The sequence below is a fragment of the Nostoc sp. genome (assembly GCF_036917415.1).
In the GTDB taxonomy this organism is placed as follows: Bacteria; Cyanobacteriota; Cyanobacteriia; order Cyanobacteriales; family Nostocaceae; genus Nostoc.
The window spans coordinates 1-18,395 of the sequence record NZ_JBALDJ010000052.1 but is presented as its reverse complement, the minus strand read 5'-3'; the positions used below and the strand labels follow the sequence as shown (position 1 = coordinate 18,395).

Below are 18,395 nucleotides of genomic sequence, written 5' to 3'. Positions count from 1 at the left end.
GAATGGCGAGCGTAGCCAAGTGGTTAAGGCAGTGGTTTGTGGTACCACCATTCGTGGGTTCAATTCCCATCGTTCGCCCTAGATAATTTCATATTCATAGCTATATTCCTATTGAAGGTGTGTTGTATGGTGTGAACAATCATAAGCATCACTTTACCAACAATCTGTCATCTCATAGCTTTATAGACTTGCAAGGATTGCAAGCCTACGATAATTCATTAGGTTATCTTATTAAATAAGTGTATGTATATAAGCAAATTTACTTGCTAAATTAAAATTAGGTATGCAATGCCTTATATCCTTTTGGGCTGATGCGATCGAGGCAAGTAATACCACTTTTAATTATCTTATTCCTTTATTATATAGAGTGCCTCGATTCCATCGTAATTCTGCTTCTGCAAGCCTCTGTTCTCTCAGACCCAAGCTCTGGACTGTTGAAGCTATAAATTTATGCTTTGCAGCACCCTTTAATTGGACTGCTGTTTGTTTTAATAGCTTTTTAAGCTAAAAAGTTAATACCGATCAGAGGAAGGGATGCTGAATTTTCAAACCTTGTTTGAATCAATACCAGGATTGTATATCGTCTACTCACTCGACTTAGTGATTGTTGGGGGAAGTGATGCTTACTTCCGGGCAACAAAGACAAAACGAGAAGATGTCGTTGGTCGCCATTTGTTCGAGGTTTTTCCAGACAATCCTGACGATCCAAATGCTACTGGAGTTCGGAATTTGCGTGCCTCTTTAGAAAGCGTACTGAAGCATCAAAAACCTGACACGATGGCAGTGCAAAAGTATGACATTCGCCGCCCCGAATCAGAAGGCGGTGGTTTTGAGGAGCGGTACTGGACACCAACCAACTCGCCAGTCTTTGATGAAAAGGGTGAGATGACTCATATTATTCACCGAGCCGAAGATGTCACAGAGTTTGTGCGGGTACAGCAGCAGCGAAATGAACAGCGTCAGATCAATCAATCGCTCCAGTCTCGCACCGCGCAGATGGAGATGGAAATTTATGCTAGAGCGCAGGAGTTAAAGCAGGTCAACGAACAGCTGCAAGCGGCGAATGAGGCATTGTCAGAACTCGATCGCGCTAAGACCGTCTTTTTCAGCAATATATCGCATGAGTTTCGCACGCCTTTAACGCTGATGTTGAGTCCGATTGAAGACTTGTTACTCGACACTCAAGCTCCATTAGCGCCCCAACAGCGCGATCGCCTTGAACTCGTGCAGCGAAACGGACTCCGGTTGCTAAAATTAGTCAACGCACTGCTTGATTTTTCGCGACTGGAAGCAGGGCGAATGCAAGCATCCTATCAACCAATCGACTTAGCAGCATTGACAAAAGAGCTTGCTAGTGTGTTTCGATCGCTGATTGAACGCGCTGAACTACAGTTAGTGATTGACTGCCCCATTTTGCCCGAAGCGATCTATATCGATCGCCAAATGTGGGAGAAAATTGTATTTAATTTATTATCGAATGCCTTTAAGTTTACTTTAACGGGAACCATCACCGTTCGATTGCAGCAAAATCACAATGCTGTAAATTTAATTGTTGAAGATACTGGAATTGGCATTGAGGAAGCGGAAATTTCGCACCTGTTTGAACGGTTTCATCAAGTCAAAGGGACACAGGGACGAAGTTTTGAAGGCTCTGGGATTGGCTTATCCCTCGTGCAAGAACTGGTGAAGCTGCATGGCGGTACTATTAACGTTACCAGCGTCTTAGGACAGGGCAGCAGATTTACGGTTTCCATTCCGAGCGGGTGCGCGCATTTACCCCAAGAACAGTTGAGTGCCTTTGTTACTGTGGCATCAAACACACTCAGCGCCACCCTATACCTTGAAGAAGCCTCGCGCTGGCTACCAGAAGAGAGCAGGGGAAGCAGGGGGAGAAGAGAAGCAGGGGGAGAAGAAATTGTTCGAGAAGACTACACATATATAGATTCTTCCTCTGCCCCTTCTGCCCCTTTGCTCCTTTGCTCCTCTGCCCGAATTTTGCTGGTAGATGACAACGCCGATATGCGCGATTATGTGCAGCGATTGTTGAGTCAACGGTATGAGGTTGAGGCAGTCGCCGATGGGATGGCAGCTCTGGCTGCGATCCAGGCACAGCGACCGGATTTGATTCTCAGTGATGTGATGATGCCAGGGCTGGATGGGTTTGAGTTGCTGCATCAATTGCGGGCTAACCCCCAAACTAGAGAATTGCCCGCGATCTTGCTGTCAGCGCAGGCGGGCGAAGAGGCTTGTCTAGAAGGGCTGGCAGCTGGAGCCGATGATTATTTAATCAAACCGTTTTCGGCTCGTGAACTACTGGCTCGTGTTGAGTCAACCTTAAAACTTGCAGACATCCGCAAACAAGCGTCTCAAGCACTGCAAGCCAGCGAACAGCAGCTTCAACTCGCCCTTAAGACCAGCAAACTCGGCTCCTGGCAATTCGATCTCAAAACAAACGTTCTGTCTACTTCTGACCAGTGCAAAGTCAACTATGGTCTACCCATTGACGCTGATTTCTCGCACCAAGTTCTGATCGAGCGGATTCATCCAGAGGATCGGACTTGGGTGCAGGCGGCAATTCAAGACTCGATTACCAACCGTACCGATTACGATGTGGAGTACCGCACCGTTTGGGACGATGGCAGTACGCACTGGGTAATCGTTCGGGGACATCCGCTCTACGACGAGGCGGGAAATCCTGAGCGTATGGTCGGGATATCAATCGATATTACCAATCGCAAACAAGCCGAAGCTGACCTCCGGGAAGCCCATGTGCAATGGGAGGCAGCTTTAGCGGCAGGGGCCATTTACACATGGCGGTGGAAGATTCCTGAGAATCTGGTGAGTGTGAATGCCGCCTTTGCTCACTTGTTTGGCGTTGACCCTGTGGAGGCGGTGAGCGGCTTACCAATCGAACTGTTTATACAGGCGATGCACTTTGAAGATCGCCCACGAGCGATCGCAGCCATTAATCAGGCGATTGAAACTGGCGAAGAATACGTCAGTGAGTACCGCGTTTATACAGCGGCGGGTGAGGAGCGATGGGTTGCCGCACGCGGTCGAGTCGAATATACTGCTGATGGCAGACCGATTGCTTTTCCTGGGGCACTGGCAGACATCACTGAACGCAAACAAGCCGAATCCGCTTGGCGTCAATCTGAGGAACGTTATCGAACCCTGTTTGAGTCCATTGACGAAGGCTTTTGTGTCCTGGAAGTGCTATTTGATGCAAACAGTAAGCCGATCGATTATCGCTTTTTGGAAATCAATCCGGCGTTCGAGAAACAAACGGGATTGAGCGACGCACAAGGCAAAAGGATGCGCGAGTTGTCTCCAAATCATGAAGAATATTGGTTTGAAATTTACGGCAAAATTGCGCTAACGGGGGAACCCCATCGCTTTGAGAATCGCGCCGAAGCCCTACACCGTTGGTTCGACGTGTATGCGTTTCCCATTGGGCAGCCAAAGAGCCGAAAAGTTGCGATATTGTTTAACGACATCACCAATCGCAAGCAGGCAGAAGCGACTGTGCAAGCCAGCAACAAACGGCTCCAGCTGCTTTCAGAAACCGCAAACGATTTGTTACTTACCGAAGATCCCAAAGTATTTTTAGCCAGTTTGTTTGAAAAAGTTTCGACTCATTTGGGACTCGAAGTTTACTTCAATTACTTGTTTCAAGAAGACCAGCAACGCCTTCAGCTACACACCTTTGGGGGCATCTCAGAAGACGTTGCTTTATCCGGGAAATTTTTGGAGTTAGGGCAAGGGGTGGGTGGTTATGTGGTGCAACATCGCCAGCCAGCGGTCGTTGAAAATGCGCTCTCAACGACCGATCCACTTGCTGTTCGAGTTCAGTCAATAGGTATTAGAGCTTATGTCTGTCATCCACTGATGGTAGGCGAGCGCGTCTTGGGTACTCTGGGACTGGGAACTCGTCAACGCGATCGCTTTACGCGCGACGAACTCGATCTCATGCAAACCCTTGCCAATCAAGTTGCTGCTGCCTTAGAACGATCGCGCCTGGTTGCAGAGTTACAGGCACGCGCCGAAGCGTTAGATCAAAGTAATCGCATTAAAGATGAGTTTTTAGCGGTTCTCTCCCATGAGTTACGTACTCCCCTAAATCCAATTCTGGGATGGTCAAAACTATTACAGAGGGGAAAGCTTAATCCTGAAAAAACGAATCTTGCGATCGCCACGATCGAGCGCAACGCCCAGATCCAGGTGCAGTTAATTGATGACTTGCTCGACATTTCCCGGATTCTGCAAGGCAAAATGAGCTTATCAGCCGAACCCATTGACCTTAATGCAGTGATTTCAGCCGCGTTAGAAACGGTTCGGCTAGCCGCAGAAACTAAATCAATCCAAATTCACACGACCATTTCACCGATTATGGGAGTGGTAATCGGGGATGCAGGGCGATTGCAGCAGGTTGTGTGGAATCTTCTGTCTAATGCTGTTAAGTTTGCATCTCAAGGAAAACAAGTTACAGTTGCCCTATCTCAAGTTGAAAATCACGCCCAAATTCAAATCACCGACACCGGAAAAGGGATTCGTACCGAATTTTTGCCCTACGTGTTTGAGCATTTCCGACAAGAAGATGGCGCAACCACCCGCAAATTTGGCGGACTAGGCTTGGGATTAGCAATCGTGCGCCAAATTGTGGAAATGCACGGTGGAACCGTAACAGTAGACAGTCCAGGTGTTGGGCTAGGAGCGACATTTACGGTTAAAATTCCGCTTGCGCCTCAGTTAACTGAAGCACCAATCTTAAATCAATCACCCATTAAAGAGAGTGATTTGAGCGGCATTCACATTTTAGTCGTTGATGATGAAACAGACTCGCGGGAGTTCATCGCTTTTGTTTTAGAGGAACGTGGCGCGATCGTTACGGCTGTTGGATCTGGGACTGATGCGCTGCAAGCGATCGCTCAATCCATTCCCAACACGATCGTCAGTGACATTGGGATGCCAGAGATGGATGGCTATATGCTGATGCGACAAATTCGTACTCTTGGGCTTGAGCAAGGGGGACAAATTCCCGCTATTGCCTTAACAGCTTATGCTGGAGAACTCGATCGGCAGCAAGCGATCGCCGCCGGATTTCAATGTCACGTCCCCAAACCTATCGATCCAGAAGTTTTGGTGGCGATCGTTGTCGAAATGCGGACTTACAGCATAATTCAGGAGTAATATCATGTCCGGTTAATTAGTTATAATTACCGTAATCTATGCAGAAACCGGAAAACCCTCTTTCCCCCTGCTCCCTGCCCCCTGCCCCCTGCCCCCTGCGGTCTTAATGATAAGTCTTTCACCGGACATGATATAAAACACGCTTTCTATCTGAGTAACAGACGAATCGTTGTGTACCTCACTTTCCTTGAAATCTGCTGTAAATTCTTCGTAATAATTCAGGAGTCAGAATAGTTAAAGAATCAGAATAACATTTGATAAATAATACCAATTTGAAAAAATAATGCGACAAATAGACCATTTGTAGAGAGGCGATTCATCGCGTCTTTATTGAAGGATGTGTTGCAATCATTAATTTAATTGATATAAGAATAAAATAAATATGCTAATTATAGCAATCCTAAATGATTGATTTTCAAGTCTTATAAATATTATTATGCAGCTATTTACTAACATCTATCAAAAGAAATAAGAATTGTATTCCTTTAGTGAGATCCAAAAATATTGAGTCATAGATACTTTAGGTAAAGAAGAACACGATTTAAGTGTCTCCTAAAAAGTTGATACTTGTAGGTACACAGATAAATATAATTTATCTGTGTTATTTCGTCTTTATATGTGTCTAACAAAAGGTGGAAGCTTATTTGTCTCGCCTAAAAAGTTAGCAATGCAAACATCGTCATTTAGTGGAGTTGCTATGTCTGAATTGCTTCAAGCAGTCTTAGATAGTGAAGAAAGAAGTGATTTACGTTCCTTTATTAGTGAATTACGGCAACAAGAAAAGAAGTACTTGCTGCGGAACGACATACTCAATGTATATAGTGAGTATTGCTCCAAGTCCCAAAAACCTGAATCTTTTTACACTTCCTCGGAGTTAAACAAACTCATTTACTATACTCAGGAAATAATTCAGGAGGACTCAAACTTCTGTTTCATCATCCGTTCTAAGATTGCCAGCCAAGAAGTTTATTGGTTGACATCAGACTTGAGCATTGAGCCGATGACGGTGCAGGATTTATTGGATCTACGCGATCGCTTGGTGAACAAATATCATCCTAACGAGGGCGACCTGCTAGAATTGGACTTCGGCCCGTTTTATGACTACACCCCAGTCATCCGCGACCCTAAAAATATTGGTAAAGGGGTACAATTTCTCAACCGCTATCTATCCAGCAAAATATTTCAAGACTCCAAACAATTGCTGGACAGCTTATTGAATTTCCTGCGGGTGCACCACTACAACGGTATTCAACTGCTGCTCAACGATCGCATTCAATCACAGCAGCAACTTTCCGAGCAAGTTAAAAAAGCTATCAGCTTTGTTAATAATCGCCCCGATGATGAACCCTACGAACAATTCCGATTCCAATTGCAGTCAATGGGTTTTGAGCCAGGTTGGGGTAACACCGCAGCGCGAGTGCGAGAAACTTTAAATATTCTCGATGAATTGATTGATTCTGCCGATCCTCAGACCCTAGAAGCATTGATTTCTCGTGTGCCGATGATTTTTAGAATCGTCTTAGTGTCAGCTCACGGTTGGTTTGGGCAAGAGGGAGTGTTGGGGCGTCCCGATACTGGCGGTCAGGTAGTTTACGTCCTTGACCAGGCAAAAAGCCTAGAGAAGCAGCTACAAGAAGATGTCCTGCTTGCAGGTTTAGAGAAATTGAATGTCGAGCCAAAGGTAATTATTCTCACCCGCTTGATTCCCAATAGTGATGGTACTTTATGTAATCAACGGCTAGAAAAAGTCCTTGGTACCGAAAATGCCTGGATTTTGCGAGTGCCTTTACGGGAATTTAATCCTAACATGACTCAAAACTGGATTTCTCGGTTTGAGTTTTGGCCTTATCTAGAAACCTACGCCATTGATTCCGAAAGAGAACTAAGGGCAGAATTTCACGGCACACCTGACTTAATAGTTGGAAACTATACTGATGGGAATTTAGTAGCATTCTTGCTGGCGCGACGCCTGAAAGTTACTCAATGCAATGTTGCCCATGCTTTAGAAAAATCTAAATACTTGTTCAGCAACCTCTACTGGCAAGAATTAGAAGATAAATATCATTTTTCTTTGCAATTCACAGCTGACTTGATTGCCATGAATGCTGCCAATTTTGTAATTAGCAGCACCTACCAAGAAATTGTCGGAACACCGGATAGTGTAGGACAGTACGAGTCTTATAAGTGCTTCACTATGCCGGAGTTGTATCATGTGACCAATGGCATTGAATTATTTAGTCCTAAATTTAATGTCGTACCGCCTGGAGTAAACGAAAATAATTACTTCCCCTACACCCAAAATAAAGACCGCGTGGAGAGCGATCGCCAACGCCTTGCAGAAATGCTCTTTACTCTGGAAGATCCCACGCAAATCTTTGGCAAACTAGACGATCCTAACAAGCGCCCTCTCTTTTCAATGGCGCGTCTTGACCACATCAAAAACCTCACAGGTTTAGCTGAATTTTATGGTCAAAGTAAAGAATTACAAAAGCATTACAACTTAATTTTGGTAGCGGGTAAGTTACGCATCGAAGAATCAGATGACAACGAAGAACGCAACGAAATTATCAAACTCTACCAAATAATTGACCAGTACAATCTCCACGGTAAAATTCGTTGGTTGGGTGTACGCCTCTCCAAAACTGATTCCGGTGAAATTTACCGAGTGATTGCCGATCGTCAGGGAATTTTTGTACAACCAGCTTTATTTGAAGCTTTTGGTTTGACAATTTTAGAAGCAATGGTTTCAGGATTGCCAACTTTTGCCACACAGTTTGGCGGCCCACTGGAGATTATTCAAGATAAGGTTAATGGATTTTTGATTAACCCAACGAATTTAGAGGAAACAGCCACAAAACTTGTGGAATTTATCACTAAATGCGAACAAAATCCTAACTATTGGAGTGAAATTTCGCAGCGAGGAATTGAACGAGTTTACAGCACCTATACTTGGAAAATTCACACTACCAAGCTGTTATCGTTAGCACGGATTTATGGCTTTTGGAACTTTACCTCAAAGGAAAATCGGGAAGATTTATTGCGCTATCTTGAGGCTTTGTTCTATTTAATTTACAAGCCAAGAGCGCAACAGCTATTAGAGCAGCATAAGTATCGTTAGTTTGTCATTTGTCATTTGTCATTTGTCATTTGTCATTTGTCATTTGTCATTTGTCATTTGTCATTTGTCATTTGTCATTTGTCATTTGTCGTTTGCTATTAGCTAAAGACATAAGTTATAGCAGTTCTCTTTTGCGTGGGTCACTCGTCACTTATCATTTGTTATTAGCTAAGGACAAATGACTAAATGGTCAACGCATTCCAAGTTCGTTGACCAACTACTCCATCTACTCCTAAATTTTGCTGGTTTTGAAAGGCTTTGACAGCAGTCTCTGTTAGTGCGCCAAAAATCCCATCCACCCTCACAGCATAACCGTTAGATACTAATAACTGTTGTAAGGCTCTGACAGCAATACCAGAACTACCAAAATAAAGAGTCGGTAGGGGTTGGCTACTAAACTTCTGGAACGGTCCTGTAGCCTTTGTACGGACTTTACCTCCAGACTGAAAAGACTTCTTAGGCTTACCTAAGTTAGAAGAAATTAGTCCCAGATTCTTTTTGCTAATTTTTTGAAGTATGTGTTCTTTTTCTAGTTTCAACGCTGAGGGAGAAGCCTGGGAAATCCCATCTGTCTCCATGAATTCAGGTGGTGTAACTTTAGCAGCTATCTCTAACTGACTCTGTTTTGACTGGTTTACGTCATTTTCCATCTGAAATAATTGCTGCTGTGGCAAATTGGCCCCAGATGCTTGTCTTATTGTTAACCCGCCCGTCATCATCAGGCCAATTTCAGTCATTTTAGTTTATTTTACTTTAACCAATATTTCTTTTAACCAACAACATTGTTGCTGTTCGGGATAGTACATACTGACCAAATAAAAAAGTCATGTACTAATTTTTCCAGATAATATTTTCATGTTCATATTTGCTCACCTCCGATTCCATTTAATTAGATTAATATACTTAATCAAGCCATCAAGTTATCAGACATACTATTTAAATCAATGGTTTAGACAATAACATACTATACGATCGTCTGGGAATGCCATCAAACAAATTTACCTAGTTATATTTGGATCGTGCTTGGTATGCTGATGTTGCTTTTATTATGTTTCTACTGCCAGTAAAAATACTACTCAATTCATCGAGTCAGTTTTTTAACTATTGATTAAAAGCTCTTAATTAATTTCAAACACTTTTTCCTATTTTATATCAAGTTCGGTTAAATACTTATGATTACCGCATCGGTGCAAAAATCCCAAAAGCCTCTTTCCCCCTGCTCCCAGCAAGAACTGCGATCTAAATGATAAGTCTTTAGTCGAACACGATATTACAGGGGGTTATAAACTTTTTATCAATCACAAATGTCACTCTTTCAACCTATTCTCCGAAAGCGCACACTTTACAGCAGTTTGCAACAAGCGTGAGGTACAAAACCGAGGACTCAAAAATTAAATTATTCTTCTCCCTCCAGCATAGCTGCCTCCTGCCTCCTGCCTCAAAACTAGTGACTTTGTACTTCATCCAAACGAAAACTGCTGTAACCTCAAAAGAATGAAACCGCACAACCTTGTTGCACGGTATTAAATTTGAGTTAAAGTTTAGATACTACATGACAAAATTACACAGGGGCACTGAACATAATGTTTGTGCAATTCTCTTGTCTAGTCTGTGTTAATTTTTATATCATTTTGAAACTTTGAGAAAGGATGTACCTTAATAACAAGCGTGTAGGTGTAGGCCGCCCTTAGATATCGCTTAGTACTCTCAGTTATGGATTAGGACTTACGCAAAAAACCTCTCTAACTCTTATTCCTCTGTGTTCTCTGCGTTCTCTGTGGTTTGATTTTCCGTGACCTGTGCGTAAGTCCTGATGGATATTGAAAAACTTTTTACCTTTTTTCATCTCGCCACAAAGCAATACCGCCTAATAAACCAGTGATATTGGGGATGAGTTTGACATTTAACGGTAGCTGTAAATTCACTCTTACAGCTTCCCCACCGCCAATGTAAAGGTAGTCATAATTAAACAGATGTTGCAAGGATGCGATCGCTTTTTCTAAACGCTTATTCCATCTTTTCTCACCAATTTTTTCTAACTCTGCACGCCCCAACTGCTGCTCGAAAGTTTCTCCTTTGCGAAACGGATGATGCCCCATTTCCATATTTGGTACTAGCTTACCATCTACAAATAAAGCCGAACCAAACCCCGTACCTAGAGTAATCACCAATTCAACACCTTTACCTGCGATCGCACCAAAACCCTGCATATCTGCATCATTAATCACCCGTACAGGCTTGTTTAAGTGTTTTAATAATGCTGTTTCCAAATCGAATCCGATCCAATCTGGATGTAAGTTTACCGCTGTTTCCGTGACTCCAGACCGTACCACACCAGGAAAACCGACCGAAACGCGATGAAATTCACCTTGAGCGGCTGCTAACACCACAATTGCATTAATTACAACCTCCGGTGTAGCAGGTTTGGGTGTATCTAAACGAACCCTTTCAGTTACAGTATTCCCCATAATATCCAAAACTATAGCCTTAACGCCACTACCGCCAATATCAACCGATAGGGTGCGAATCGATCCATTTTCTTCAACCATTGAGTTACATCCTTGTTAATGCTTGTTATTTCGTTATTATGCTTTGCTGCATTTGATAATATCTGGATATTTGGAGAGTCTTTATATTGGTGGGGAGTGGGGGAGCAGGAGGAAAATTTCTCTCCTCTGCACCCTTCCCCCTGCACCTCTGCCTCTTTACCAATGCCCAAAGTTAAAAATCCCATACATTCGATGCCGGACAGCATCTAGATTTGTTAATCTAAGAATAATAGAGATAGTACTGGTGTAGCTGCTTAAAATCTCTCAAGCAGCAAATTTCTATTAAAAGTAATATAAGAGAAAGAATTATGACGGCGTTTGAACCTCAAAGCATCCGCTCGTATAGCCAAGAAGATGTCCAACAAATTCTGCACTTAGCGATCGCTCGTCAAGCAGATGATAAAGACACAGAATTTTCTTATGAGCATATATTAGAAATTGCTGCTGAGTTAGAAATTTCACCTGAGTCTTTAAAATTAGCAGAACGCGATTGGGTATTACAACAGGGCCAAGTTCAACAGCGAAAAGCTTTTGACGCCTACCGCATCAGAAGATTTCAGAAGCGTTTAAGCAAATATGCAATTTTCAATGGCTTTTTTATACTGCTTGATTTAATTACTGGTGGTGGAATTTCTTGGTCGCTGTACATTTTGCTATTCTGCGGATTGCCTGTAGCGCTTGATGTCTGGAATACCTTTCAAATTAAAGGTGAAGAGTATGAAATGGCATTCCAAAAGTGGAGTCGCAATCATCAGATTAAGAAAACCATTAGCACAGTTTTGAATAAATGGTTTAAGGTATTACAGGCTTAATCAAAACTTTCTCTAACGCTAATCCATCTCTACTTTATTCCCCCAGAAACGGCTACGGTGTACACACAAGTCTGAAGTAGTTTATGAATCTGGTTTTTCGCGTCAATTTTACCCCACCCTAACCCTCCCCGATGTATTGGGGAGGGAACTAGATTTTCCGGTTTCCCCCCAATGCATCGGGGGGATTAAGGGGGGTAATTCGACTTCTGGATACACCGTAGCCAATGCATCGGGGGATTAAAGGGGGTAATTTGACTTGTGTGTACACTGTAGCCAGAAAGGGGGGAATATTTTGCGATCGAATTAACTAGATACTGAATTAGCCGCCTCGGAAACCTTCTCAGGGGGTGGAAAGCCACCCATACGAATCTCAGAAGTGAAGGAAGTGATGCTAAATCCACCAAAACTTTTGAGGACATTTACCCGCATTCGCAAATTGGGGCTAGCAAACCACAGGCGTTCCTCTGAGAAGATGGTTTCATCCTCTGTAGTTAGGATCAAAGCACCATCACTATCAATTTTATAGCGTCCGGCAACTGGAGTTTTATTGGTATCAACTATTTCTCTCAGTAACCTGCCTTGGGCCGGATTATCCGCATCAGGTACCGAAACTAACACAGTTGAACCAGTGTGTTTTGCTCGATCTTTGTCCATTGTGCCGTTCCAGGTAATTTTGGTAGCACAGGAAGCAGAACTAGGATTAATGTTGTAACTTTGACACAGCTTGACGGCTTCTGGATGATCTACTGCCAGCGCCTCAATGATGATATCTGACTTGCTATGTTCCGATTGGTTAAAAGCCAAATGTTGACTAGTACGATGAGAAAACCATTTACCAGCACTTAACTGAAAAAACTCTTCAATATTCATGAATGAAATTACCCTGCATCAAAATGCTAAAATTCCCACTTAATTATTATTAAAAGGTAGCAGGAAGCTTTAATATTAAGCTTGATTGCCTATTTCCTCAAGCTTCTTCAGGCCAATTCTGGCTGCCTCAGCAACGTTGAAATGATTGTCTTTTTCCAAGTATTTTAAAGCTGAGACACTCTTAGGAGTGGGAAGATTTCCCAACGCTTCTGCCAAACGCTGCCTGACTAACCAATCATCTGATTGGGCGAAACGCAGAATCTTATCTACAGACTCGATGTCTTGAATTTCTCCCAGTGCAGAGATTGCAGCTTGTTGCAACACGACTTCTTTGCTATCCAATGCCTGAATAAGAATTTGATGGGCACGGGGGTCTTTAATATTACCTAGAGAAACAGCTGCACTAAAACGTACTAGCCAATCAGTATCTTCATAAAATGCCCGTGAAAGCACCTCAAAGGCTCTAGCATCACCCAAATATCCTAAAGCACCGGCGGCATCAGCGCGGATACCATAATCGGGGTCATTTTCGAGAATTTTTACCAAAATAGAATAACATTCTGGCGTTGGCTTGATTCCCAGAGCAAATATTGCCATCGATCGCAGTTGCAAAGATTCATCGTCTAGTACCTTTTTAATCAAAGGTACTGCATCCTCAGCCGCAACGTGACGCAGATTAGCAAGGGCTACCATGCGATCGCGTAAATTCGGACTTTCTAGCTGAGTAGAAATTTCTTGTAAGCTTAGAGCTGCCATTTAGTTCAAAGCGTTTTCTTTACTTATCTTAATTTACCCGATCTGTTGATCGCGCTGTCGCCATACTGAAGTAGGAGTTTAGCGACTTTACAAAATAGCTCGATTATGAGTCAAAAATAAACAAATATTACTTATTGTGAGATTATGTATTGAATCTAGCAGTAATTAAAGGATAATCGATAATCTTTAAAGCTTCAGTAGCCAGTTTTTTGTTGAATACAAGTAAGTGGGCAGAATAAAACCGAACTGTGTGAAGAAAGATAAATAAGGCTCAAACCCTTTTTCCCCCTGCTCCCTGCCCCCTGCCCCCTGCTCCCTGCCTTATCCTAACGATAATTATTTACGCCCACCTACTTAGATGTAGGGCGATCGCGCCTTGTCGTCAAAAATCGCAGTTTTCCCTCAAACATAGCTCTGGATCTACCCTCTTACGCTAAAGTTGCATAAGAACGTGCATCTAAAGCCAAGAGGAAAGAGTTGTGAAAGCAGTCTTGATGACAGCAGCTGGCAGTCCCGAAGTTCTGCAAGTACAGGATGTGCCAAACCCTGCTGTTCCTGTAGGGAATACTGAACTTTTAGTGCGTTTGGTGGCAGCTGGCATTAACCCCATTGACACTAAACTTCGTAGTCGAGGCAGTTTCTACCCCGATCGCACGCCAACAATTTTAGGATGTGATGGTGCAGGTATTGTTGAAGCAGTGGGTGCTGGCGTGCAGCGTTTTCACGCAGGTGATGAAGTATATTTTTGCTATGGTGGCTTGGGTGCACACCAAGGAAATTACGCTGAATATACCGTTGTAGATGAGCGATTTGTGGCACGTAAACCCGCCTCTATTTCCTTTGCCGAAGCAGCAGCAGCCCCTTTAGTATTAATCACCGCCTGGGAAGCTTTATATGAACGGGGGCGATTAGAACCTGGAGAACGGGTTTTGATTCATGCGGGTGCTGGTGGTGTCGGCCATGTAGCAATTCAATTAGCGAAACTCAAAGGTGCTACTGTTTCCACCACAGTCAGTTCTGAGGAAAAAGCTAATTTTGTCAAAGAACTTGGTGCTGACCATATAATTTTTTACAAACAAACAGACTTTGTGCAAGCGGTATTAGATTGGACTGGCGGCGAAGGCGTAGACTTGGCTTTTGATACCGTAGGCGGCGAAACCTTTCACAAAACCTTCCCCGCAGTGCGAGTCTATGGAGATATTGTGACCATTCTCGAACCAGATGCCAATACTGCTTGGAAAACTGCTAGAACTCGCAACCTCCGCATTGGTTTAGAATTCATGTTGGCACCAGCCTTGCTAGGATTACAAGAGAGTCTCCAGCATCATGCAGAAATTCTCGAACAATCTGCCACCTGGATCGATGAAGGCAAATTAAAAATCCATGTGAGTCACAAACTTCCTTTAAAAGAAGCAGCTAAAGCCCACCAACTGATTGAAAGTGGTACTGTGACCGGTAAAATTGTTCTGCTGATTAGCGATGAATGATCCAACAATTTGCATAATTTATTTTTTAAACGCATAGTTAGACAGAGGTTAAACGCAAATGTACACAAAGGAGTTTTTCTGCGTACCTCCGCGCTTCCCTTTGCGTGCCTTTGCGTTTTACTTCTCCTCTTCCTCCCCCTACCTGCTTGGGCAGCACAAACACAACCAGAACGCACACCCTTAACTCTGGAATTATTGCAAGAACGACTACGCACACCCACACTCCGCGAAGGAAATTTGACTGTCGATTTGCAGAAAATGGCGATTGATTTGCGCCCAGAAAACGCCAGCTTTCGTGATGCTTTTTACCAACTACTGCGAAAAGAACTCGGTACAAAACCTCTAGGTTTAGACCTCAGCAATGCTTTGATTCTGGGGGATTTTGTCGGCAGCGATTTGGGTTTAAGGACACCCTTGTATGCAAAAGCCATTGCACCCATTTTCACCGCTACCGAACAAGAAAAACTAGAACGTTTGCGCTTCGTTTGTCTAGAGTCACTCGCGATGTCTACGACGGGCTACGCCTACGCTTTACCCAACTCCAAAGATTGTCGATCGCTTCTGGGAACAGAATCAACTCCATACACTGAAATCGCCGTCTTTCGTGGTGTCTTAACACTAGTGCAAACTCGCTTCAACGGCGAAGTGAAGTTCTCCAATACATTTTTTCTTCAGTCTGTGGATGCCCAAGGTGCAACTTTTCTCCAACCCACTAATTGGACTGAAACCAGATTTGCTCGTCCCATTAGTTTCACCAGTGCTAACTTCCAGCAACCAAGCAATTTTCAGGGCAGTATTTTTTTTGAAAAAGCTAATTTCAAAAAAATCAAATTTCGGGAACTCGCTGATTTTCAAGGCAGTTTCTTTGAGAATACTGCCAACTTCAACCAAGCAATTTTTAAACAGTTGGCTAAATTCAGTAGTGTCCAATGGCAAGGGAATGCTGATTTCTCTGAAGTGTATTTTGCCAATCAAGCCCAGTTTACTAAAGGGAATTTTAATCAATTTCTCCTTTTAACAGAAGCGACTTTTGAACAAGCTGTAAGCTTCCGAGAAGCGGAGTTTAACCAGTTAGTAAATTTGCAAGCTGCGAACATTCTTAACCAAGCAGATTTTAGTGATGCGAGGTTTTCTAAAGAAGCTTGTTTAAGCGTATCTGGTTTAACTTTTAACTCCAACCAGGCGAAAATTTTAGGTAATCCCGGTCAGATTGGTCAGATGTTCTGCATCAAAACATTGCAAGGTAATCAAAACATCTTGCGGAACTTGGGGCAAAATTTCCGTCAGCAACAGCAAGTTGCCGATGCTAATGAACTGGAATACACAAAACAACGACTGCGATTAATCGAGTTTGGCCATCGTTTGACGGCTACAAATATTAATAGTGCTTCTGTTGTAAGTTTGATTAACCTGGGTTTTTCTGCAACTCAAGCCCAAGCGATCGCCCAGCGTCGTCTGGTAAAATCCTTTCGCAACAGTAGTGAGTTACTCACCATAGCAGACATCGATTTAGAAAAATATACCCAACTAAGCGATCGCCTAATTGTTGGCGAAACTCTTTCTATTGTTGGGTGGTTACTGCAAGCTTGGAGTTGGTTGGCGTTGAGTGTATTGCTGTTGTTGAGTGGCTATGGGACAAATTTTTGGTTAGTCTTTGGTGTGGGAGGATTAGCGATCGCTTATTTTGGCTTACTATTTTGGCTAGTCGATCGCTTTCGTCGCCTGCATCCCATACCAATTATTCCCACATCCTACGAAACCATTTCGATATTAGTCAGTTTTAGCGTTTTAGAATTCTTCAGCTTACTAGCGATCTTTCGCAATGCTGAACAACCTTGGCTGACATTGGGGTGTTTGTTAATAATTATTGTCCCCGTCCCAATGGCTTTATTAATCCGACTTTACCAACAAGGGCGTTATCACGATTTAATGGACATTTCTTACTTCACAGAAGACGGCACATTTCGCCAATTACGATTATTGATTGGACGTTTGCCAGTAATACCAAGGAATGAGACATTTCGGGAACGATATATGCCCTTGTTGTGCGATCGCCGTTGGAACTGGCTCAACTACTATGATTTTAGTCTCAACAACCTAGTTAAATTAGGATTTAATGATATTCGCCTGCGAGACGAACACTTACCAGGTATCATCTCTGCACTTGCTTGGTATCAATGGAGTTTGGGTTTAATTTACATCACCCTAGTTTTGTGGACACTTTCGCGTACAATTCCGGGATTGAATTTGCTGATTTATCTGAAGTAATCCCTGTACCTGAACCTCTTTTCGCTGCACTTCGTAGTGGTGCTAATATGATGTAAGGTAACTAGGTCGGCGTAAATAATTATCGTTGGGATAAGGCAGGGAGTAGGGGCAGAGGGCAAGGAAAAAAAGCGTTTCAACCTTGTTTGCTTTGATTCACATAGTTTGCTTTTATTGTGCCGACTTATTTATTGTAAGCTATAAGCAACCGTGCTATTTATTGTTATTGGTCTCGCGCTATCACATCGGATAAAAGTGATATAGCCCCGGATAAATGTAGATAAATTAAATATCTAAAAATTTGGTAAATTTATCAAAAGATTATTCATTGAAATTTAATAATTAATCTAAATTAAATTTTATTATCCAAAAAGTTTAGTTATTTTTTTAATCATTGTCTAAAAATATCTACAAATTTGATAAACACATCAAAATATTTTTCATTGTCCTTCAAAATCAAATCATATACATTGTAAAGTGTAAGTAGTATTGGTTCAAACTTGATTGTCTCCACTTAACAAAGATAACCAAATAATCTAATAGCTACTAACTAGTTTTGCTAACAAAAAGATAACAATAAAATAGACAAAATAGACTTAGGTTTTGTCTATTTTATGTTGTGATGCTAGCAAAATTTTCATCAAAATAATAGAAGGATTAATCCTAATGGCAGAAGATTTGAGTAATAGCAGTAGCGGTAACTCCTCTACTAGTGGGAACAATCCGCTTGGACAATCACCCTTTGGTCGCTTGGAAGAAGTTGTCGGTAAAGAAGGCGTCAAAAATCTATTCAGTGGTGTTGGTAATGGAGAAAGTGGCAGTAGCCCATTTGGTGGTAGTGCCGGTAGCGGTGGCAGTCAGCCTGATTTAGCCTATGGTGGTAATCCTTTCGCTGGCGACAACTTCTGGAATATCTTTGCAGGCGGTGTAAACCCATCCAAAGTTGGTGGTAGCCCATCCACAGGCGGCGGTATCCCATCCACAGGCGGCGGTATCCCATCCACAGGCGGCGGTATCCCATCCACAGGTGGTGGTATCCCATCCACAGGTGGTGGCAGCCCGTCCACAGGTGGTGGCAGCCCGTCCACAGGCGGCGGAAACCAAGGTAGTGGCTACGACCCTTTGACTGGTGGTAGCAGCCAGACCTATGGTATTAGCACAACTGAAATACCGGACGGGTTCGCTTTGAGGGCTACTATTGACGAGCTAGTTAACTCAAAGCTTGACAAGGAAGTGGGTGGTGGACAAACTTCGTCATTTCCTACTGGTGGACAAACTTCGTCATTTCCTACTGGTGGACAAACTTCGTCATTTCCTACTGGTGGACAAACTTCGTCATTTCCTACTG

General features: G+C 43.0%; 9 protein-coding genes, 1 tRNA gene and 1 pseudogene. 7 read left to right on the top strand and 4 right to left on the bottom strand.

The genetic code is table 11. The features are described 5' to 3' along the window. The first annotated feature begins 5 nt into the window (after positions 1-5). The 3 genes from V7K41_RS09780 (at position 6) to V7K41_RS09770 (ending at position 8,308) form a co-directional block, all read left to right on the top strand. Positions 6-78, top strand: a tRNA-His gene (locus V7K41_RS09780). 456 nt (positions 79-534) lie between these two features. Further along, on the top strand, positions 535-5,190 hold the full coding sequence (locus tag V7K41_RS09775; RefSeq protein ID WP_334847595.1) for an ATP-binding protein: 4,656 nt from the start codon (positions 535-537) through the stop codon (positions 5,188-5,190). Between the two features lie 697 nt (positions 5,191-5,887). Further along, positions 5,888-8,308, top strand: a complete 2,421-nt coding sequence (locus tag V7K41_RS09770; protein ID WP_334847593.1) for a sucrose synthase — start codon at positions 5,888-5,890, stop codon at positions 8,306-8,308. Positions 8,309-8,490: 182 nt separating this feature from the next. Here V7K41_RS09770 and V7K41_RS09765 read toward each other — a convergent pair whose 3' ends face one another. Further along, positions 8,491-9,045, bottom strand: a complete 555-nt coding sequence (locus V7K41_RS09765; RefSeq protein ID WP_334847591.1) for a peptidoglycan-binding domain-containing protein — start codon at positions 9,043-9,045, stop codon at positions 8,491-8,493. A gap of 1,095 nt (positions 9,046-10,140) precedes the next feature. Further along, positions 10,141-10,857, bottom strand: a complete 717-nt coding sequence (locus V7K41_RS09760; protein ID WP_334847589.1) for an ROK family protein — start codon at positions 10,855-10,857, stop codon at positions 10,141-10,143. 308 nt (positions 10,858-11,165) lie between these two features. On the opposite strand from V7K41_RS09760, the gene V7K41_RS09755 reads away from it, so the two are divergent. Further along, positions 11,166-11,669 carry a 2TM domain-containing protein gene (locus tag V7K41_RS09755; protein WP_104905232.1) on the top strand — a complete coding sequence of 168 codons (504 nt, stop codon included), beginning with the start codon at positions 11,166-11,168 and terminating at the stop codon, positions 11,667-11,669. Between the two features lie 303 nt (positions 11,670-11,972). On the opposite strand, the gene V7K41_RS09750 is transcribed toward V7K41_RS09755, so the two are convergent. Both V7K41_RS09750 and V7K41_RS09745 read right to left on the bottom strand, forming a co-directional pair. Beyond that, positions 11,973-12,539 (bottom strand): phycobiliprotein lyase, encoded by a 567-nt coding sequence (locus tag V7K41_RS09750; RefSeq protein WP_334847588.1) that lies wholly within the window; start codon positions 12,537-12,539, stop codon positions 11,973-11,975. Positions 12,540-12,614: 75 nt separating this feature from the next. After that, the gene (locus tag V7K41_RS09745; protein WP_104905234.1) at positions 12,615-13,295 is read right to left on the bottom strand and encodes a HEAT repeat domain-containing protein; all 681 of its coding nucleotides are present in this window, start codon (positions 13,293-13,295) and stop codon (positions 12,615-12,617) included. A gap of 479 nt (positions 13,296-13,774) precedes the next feature. Here V7K41_RS09745 and V7K41_RS09740 point away from each other — a divergent pair, with 479 nt between their 5' ends. The 3 genes and pseudogenes from V7K41_RS09740 to V7K41_RS09730 all read left to right on the top strand — a co-directional run. Continuing rightward, positions 13,775-14,782 carry a zinc-dependent alcohol dehydrogenase family protein gene (locus tag V7K41_RS09740; protein WP_334847586.1) on the top strand — a complete coding sequence of 336 codons (1,008 nt, stop codon included), beginning with the start codon at positions 13,775-13,777 and terminating at the stop codon, positions 14,780-14,782. Between the two features lie 9 nt (positions 14,783-14,791). Then, positions 14,792-17,050: a pentapeptide repeat-containing protein gene (locus V7K41_RS09735; protein ID WP_334847584.1), complete on the top strand. Its 2,259-nt coding sequence runs from the start codon at positions 14,792-14,794 to the stop codon at positions 17,048-17,050. A gap of 663 nt (positions 17,051-17,713) precedes the next feature. Then, a pseudogene (locus tag V7K41_RS09730) lies at positions 17,714-18,395 on the top strand (hypothetical protein); the annotation flags it as partial.

Bases quoted from the DNA above. Each gene is read 5' to 3' on its own strand.
- V7K41_RS09775 (WP_334847595.1), top strand. From the start codon at position 535: ATGCTGAATTTTCAAACCTTGTTTGAATCAATACCAGGATTGTATATC.
- V7K41_RS09770 (WP_334847593.1), top strand. From the start codon at position 5,888: ATGTCTGAATTGCTTCAAGCAGTCTTAGATAGTGAAGAAAGAAGTGAT.
- V7K41_RS09765 (WP_334847591.1), bottom strand. From the start codon at position 9,045: ATGACTGAAATTGGCCTGATGATGACGGGCGGGTTAACAATAAGACAA.
- V7K41_RS09760 (WP_334847589.1), bottom strand. From the start codon at position 10,857: ATGGTTGAAGAAAATGGATCGATTCGCACCCTATCGGTTGATATTGGC.
- V7K41_RS09755 (WP_104905232.1), top strand. From the start codon at position 11,166: ATGACGGCGTTTGAACCTCAAAGCATCCGCTCGTATAGCCAAGAAGAT.
- V7K41_RS09750 (WP_334847588.1), bottom strand. From the start codon at position 12,539: ATGAATATTGAAGAGTTTTTTCAGTTAAGTGCTGGTAAATGGTTTTCT.
- V7K41_RS09745 (WP_104905234.1), bottom strand. From the start codon at position 13,295: ATGGCAGCTCTAAGCTTACAAGAAATTTCTACTCAGCTAGAAAGTCCG.